This is a genomic window from Streptomyces sp. NRRL S-495 (assembly GCF_000966955.1).
Classification (GTDB): Bacteria; Actinomycetota; Actinomycetes; order Streptomycetales; family Streptomycetaceae; genus Kitasatospora; species Kitasatospora purpeofusca.
Genome location: NZ_JZWY01000849.1, coordinates 1 through 1,471, shown reverse-complemented (window position 1 = coordinate 1,471; position 1,471 = coordinate 1). Strand labels below are relative to the sequence as shown.

General features: G+C 66.4%; 1 protein-coding gene. It reads left to right on the top strand.

The annotated features are described in order from the left end of the window. Positions 1 to 170: 170 nt before the first annotated feature. A partial coding sequence (locus tag VR45_RS34845) for a glyceraldehyde-3-phosphate dehydrogenase (protein ID WP_045943919.1) occupies positions 171 to 1,471 on the top strand: 1,301 nt, incomplete at its 3' end.

Here is a 1,471-nt window from a genome sequence, read left to right as displayed (position 1 = left end):
TCTTTGCGTTGTGCGTGAATTGCTGCGGAGAATTCGGCGACGCCGGCCAGGGCGTTGCCGGTGGCGACCCCTGTGATTCTTGTCATGCGGGCCAGGGGGGGACCCGTTTCGGCTGGTGGGGTGGGTCGCAGTTAGCATGTGAACACCCTCCTAGCTCGAAAGATGGACTTGTGACTGTCAACGACGACGTGTTCACGGACTGGAAGAACCGCGAGGAGATCGCGGAGTCGATGATCCCGATCATCGGCCGACTGCACCGGGAGCGGGACGTCACTGTCCTGCTGTACAGCCGCTCCCTGGTGAACAAGTCGGTGGTCAGCATCCTGAAGACCCACCGGTTCGCCCGCCAGATAGCCGGTGAGGAGCTCTCGGTCACCGAGACGCTGCCCTTCCTCCAGGCGCTGACCACGCTGGATCTCGGCCCCTCCCAGATCGACCTCGGCATGCTTGCCGCCACCTACCGCGCCGACAGCCGCGGTCTCTCGGTGGAGCAGTTCACCGCGGAGGCCGTCGTCGGCGCCACCGGTGCCAACAAGTTCGAGCGCCGCGAGTCGGGCCGTGACGTCGTGCTGTACGGCTTCGGCCGGATCGGCCGCCTGGTCGCCCGTCTGCTGATCGAGAAGGCCGGCTCCGGCAACGGCCTCCGGCTGCGGGCCATCGTCGTCCGTGGCGGCGGTGACCAGGACCTCGTGAAGCGCGCCTCGCTGCTTCGCCGTGACTCCATCCACGGGCAGTTCCAGGGCACGATCACGGTCGACGAGGCGAACAGCACGATCGTCGCCAACGGCACCGCGATCAAGGTGATCTACGCCAACGACCCGTCCGAGATCGACTACACGGTCTACGGGATCCGGGACGCCATCCTGATCGACAACACGGGCAAGTGGCGGGACCGCGAGGGCCTGTCGAACCACCTCCGCCCGGGCATCGAGAAGGTCGTCCTGACGGCCCCCGGCAAGGGCGACGTGCCCAACATCGTGCACGGCGTCAACCACGACACCATCAAGCCGGACGAGCAGATCCTCTCCTGCGCCTCCTGCACCACCAACGCGATCGTTCCGCCGCTGAAGGCGATGGACGACGAGTACGGCGTGCTGCGCGGCCACGTGGAGACCGTCCACTCGTTCACCAATGACCAGAACCTGCTGGACAACTACCACAAGGCCGACCGTCGTGGCCGCTCGGCACCGCTGAACATGGTGATCACCGAGACCGGTGCCGCCTCGGCCGTCGCCAAGGCGCTGCCGGACCTCAAGGCGAAGATCACCGGCAGCTCGATCCGCGTCCCGGTGCCGGACGTCTCGATCGCCATCCTGAACCTCCAGCTGTCCCGCGAGACCAACCGCGAAGAGGTCCTGGACTACCTCCGCAACGTCTCGCTGACCTCCTCGCTGAAGCGCCAGATCGACTTCACCACCGCCCCCGACGCGGTGTCGAACGACTTCATCGGCTCGCGCCCCGCGTCGATCGT